The organism is Nesterenkonia halophila (assembly GCF_009467795.1).
In the GTDB taxonomy this organism is placed as follows: Bacteria; Actinomycetota; Actinomycetes; order Actinomycetales; family Micrococcaceae; genus Nesterenkonia; species Nesterenkonia halobia.
Genome location: NZ_WIAX01000023.1, coordinates 1 through 2,841, shown reverse-complemented (window position 1 = coordinate 2,841; position 2,841 = coordinate 1). Strand labels below are relative to the sequence as shown.

4 protein-coding genes are annotated in these 2,841 nt (G+C 64.3%); 1 reads left to right on the top strand and 3 read right to left on the bottom strand.

Going from position 1 to position 2,841, the window contains the following annotated elements; genetic code table 11:
• Nucleotides 1-212: 212 nt before the first annotated feature.
• Nucleotides 213-614, top strand: a complete 402-nt coding sequence (locus GCL72_RS09625) for a hypothetical protein (RefSeq protein WP_153144502.1) — start codon at nt 213-215, stop codon at nt 612-614.
• A gap of 176 nt (nt 615-790) precedes the next feature.
• Here the strand turns inward: GCL72_RS09625 and GCL72_RS09620 are convergent, their stop codons facing one another.
• From GCL72_RS09620 to GCL72_RS09610, 3 genes are all read right to left on the bottom strand, one after another.
• A complete protein-coding gene (locus tag GCL72_RS09620; protein ID WP_153144501.1) occupies nt 791-1,807 on the bottom strand; it encodes a zeta toxin family protein in 1,017 nt (338 codons plus the stop codon).
• Between the two features lie 7 nt (nt 1,808-1,814).
• A complete protein-coding gene (locus GCL72_RS09615) occupies nt 1,815-2,303 on the bottom strand; it encodes a helix-turn-helix domain-containing protein (RefSeq protein WP_153144500.1) in 489 nt (162 codons plus the stop codon).
• A 132-nt stretch (nt 2,304-2,435) separates the two neighbouring features.
• Nucleotides 2,436-2,786, bottom strand: a complete 351-nt coding sequence (locus GCL72_RS09610; protein ID WP_153144499.1) for a hypothetical protein — start codon at nt 2,784-2,786, stop codon at nt 2,436-2,438.
• Nucleotides 2,787-2,841: the final 55 nt, after the last annotated feature.

Sequence of the window (2,841 nt, the reverse complement as noted above, 5' to 3'; positions counted from 1 at the left end):
CCCCGCCTTCTGCGGGGACAGCACACCTACAGTGTGCCTCACCCTAGAGCCCGGCGTCTAGGGTCAAGCCCGATAACCCCAGGGTTATCGTATAGCTTGCTCCGTCTGGGACGCCTTTCGCTCTGTCGGCCACCTGGAAAGGTGGCCCTGCGCCGTAGGCGCTCGGGGTCCATTCCATGGACCCCGTCCGTCTTCACCGATACAGTAGCCGCATGGCTACTACACCACCGAGCATCGACGAAGCAGTCGAGCGCGCACAGAAAGCACAGGAGGAGCGCGTAAACGCGGTCCGTCACCTCGCCGAGGCACAGCAGACACTGGAGGATCGTCGTGAAGAGGTGAAGCGACTCCTGACCGAGGCCGAAGCAGAAGAGCTGCAAGCCTGGAACGATGCTGTGAAGGCAGGCTGGTCCGAGACCGAACTCCGCAAGATCGGATTCTCTGATCCGTCCAAGAAGCGTCGCTCAACAAAGAAGACGTCGCGCAGCGGATCGAAGCGCACCGGGACCGCGCGCAGCACCAGTGCGGCTGACGGCGCGGGCTCCGACGAGCGTGACAACTCTCATCCTTCCGAGACGGGCGACGGCGACTCATCGTCGGCGGCGATGGACTAAACCATCGCCCTACTTAGGTGCCGGCGGTCCTGCTCCCCGATGCCGGCAGGGTCAGGCACAGAGAGACCCCCGTCAAGGGCGCTTCGCGTCGCTTCGCGATGGCGCTTCGCGCCACCCTTGACGGGGGTCTCTCTGTGCCGGTTTGGGCATCTATCGGGGAGCAGGACGAGGAGTGATCACTCCCGACCGTTCCCCTCACGTGTGGAGGTCGGCCTCGACGGCCGCGCGGGGGCAGCAGTGCGTGCTCGCTGCTGCGTTCTCACGACCTCTGTCGAGACCAGCGGGTCACCGCGGCGGAGTCGCGATTGATCCACGTCCCAGCGCCCTTCCGGCTGGGCACCGTCAGACTCGGAGGTGGTGCGGTGTACGCGGTAGCGCCTCACCGCTGGGCAGTTCTCCGCGAGCTGCTGTGCCGCGTGCTCTGATTTGGTCTTGCCGTCGGGTCCGTCATAGACATCTCGGGCATACTCGCTCGGCACCCAGCGGCCGCCGAGATTCTGCGATGACTGCTCGGCCTTCTGCTGGTCTCGTTCCCACCGCTCTCTGATGCGCTGAGCAGAGACCTCGTAGGGCACCTCAACGTTGATGACCTCGACTTGGTATCCGGCTGCGTTCAGCGTCTCGCCCAGTTCCTTGGCGGAGTCCTCACTGGAGAGCACGGTGTCGACGACAATGTTCTCGCCATTGTCGATGGCCTCGGCCCGCATGGTTCGAGCGAGCATAGAGGACTCTTCATGGACAAGGGAGGCCATCTCCATAGGATGGAAGCGGTCGCCAGTCTGGGACTCGTGATCTTTCAGCTCGGCGGGCTTGATCGAGTCGTTGAAGCTTCCATCCTGCAGCGCCTGTTCCAGCAGCGACTTCTTGAAGTCGTCAGCATCGATGCGGAGGTACTTCGGCTTGTCGGCACCTAGGACGTCGTCGAGCACCGTCGACTTCCCGGCCCCGGGCGGGCCGGCAAGCACCACGGCTCTGCGGTCCTGCTGCACGCCAGGGGCCTGCGCTCGCGCCTCCCGGCGCAGTTGGAGGTGGAGCTTCCTGCGTGTTGCGCGGGTTCTGCGCGCCCCGGTCTTCGTGTCTCGCCGGAACCACTCAGGGTTGTTGATGGTCGCCGTCGGGGCGTCTGCCGCCAGCGGCTGCCCCGGCTTGGAGAAATCGGTGATGGTCTGGATGTGCTGTGAGTACTCCACCACTTAGCGATCACGCATCACTGATCTGATCGAGAATGTAGTCATAGGTCTCGGCATCGATCAGCCCGTGATCGAGAGCCAGCTCGACATCGGTCCAGCTGCCCGGCTCATCCACGATCAGCGAGTCATAACCATCAGTGCTCCCCTGCGCTCCATAGCTCCATCGGGTGAGCTCGTCGATGAGCTGTTCACGATCGATGAGCTCCGAGTCATAACGCTGGCAGATTTCATAGGGGCTTGCCCCAGAGAAACCCTCGCGGGGCTCTTCGACGGACTCTGTAGAGCGCAGCGCCTTCGACAGCGCCGGCTGGGAGATGCCCAACTCCTGAGCGACAGAGCGCTGGACATAGCCGCCCTGGCGCTCCACTGCCGAGCGCAACTTGCGCAGCGTCCGCCGGTAGTCGAGATCATCGAGGTCTCGACGACGGCGCAGCTTCGCCGCCTTCCGAACCTCTGCCCTCACGTCTGAGCCCACCTCGGGGGCCGGCATCGTAGTCATCCTGACCACCTCCTATAACCAAGGTTATCAATCTGCGTTCGCAGACTAAACCCCGGGTAGCTCCGACCTCTACGACCCGCAAGAGTGGGGCGAGATGTCCGAACCATCTCGCCCCACCCGGCGGACGGCTGCCTAGGACGACTGCAGCTGCCACCGGATATCGAGGAGGTCGGCGGCCTCGTCTGCGACGGCGAGGTCGATGTCGTCACTGTCGCGGCGCATCTGATCGACGAAGACGTCGATGGTCTCGACGATGTCGGCATCGTCGAGGTGCCGTGCTAGCCACGCGCGCAGGATCAGCCGAACCTGCTCGACCTCGGCCGTGTCGGGGTCGCAGGGGAGCATGACGCGCTCGTCGCCGGTCTCGTCGACGTCGAGGCGCAGCCACCGCTCGCGGTGGTCGGCGCGACCGACGTGGATACCGGGGCACGGGACGGGCTCGACGTCGAGCGCGCACTGCGGGCAAGTCTGGTCAGAGAGCATGAGGGCTCCTCTCGCGGTTCTCTACTCGGGATGATCGATACTGAGGGCTGTCTGG

What these genes read in the sequence shown, in the direction of transcription:
- GCL72_RS09625 (WP_153144502.1), top strand. Translation starts at nt 213, where the DNA reads ATGGCTACTACACCACCGAGCATCGACGAAGCAGTCGAGCGCGCACAG.
- GCL72_RS09615 (WP_153144500.1), bottom strand. Translation starts at nt 2,303, where the DNA reads ATGACTACGATGCCGGCCCCCGAGGTGGGCTCAGACGTGAGGGCAGAG.
- GCL72_RS09610 (WP_153144499.1), bottom strand. Translation starts at nt 2,786, where the DNA reads ATGCTCTCTGACCAGACTTGCCCGCAGTGCGCGCTCGACGTCGAGCCC.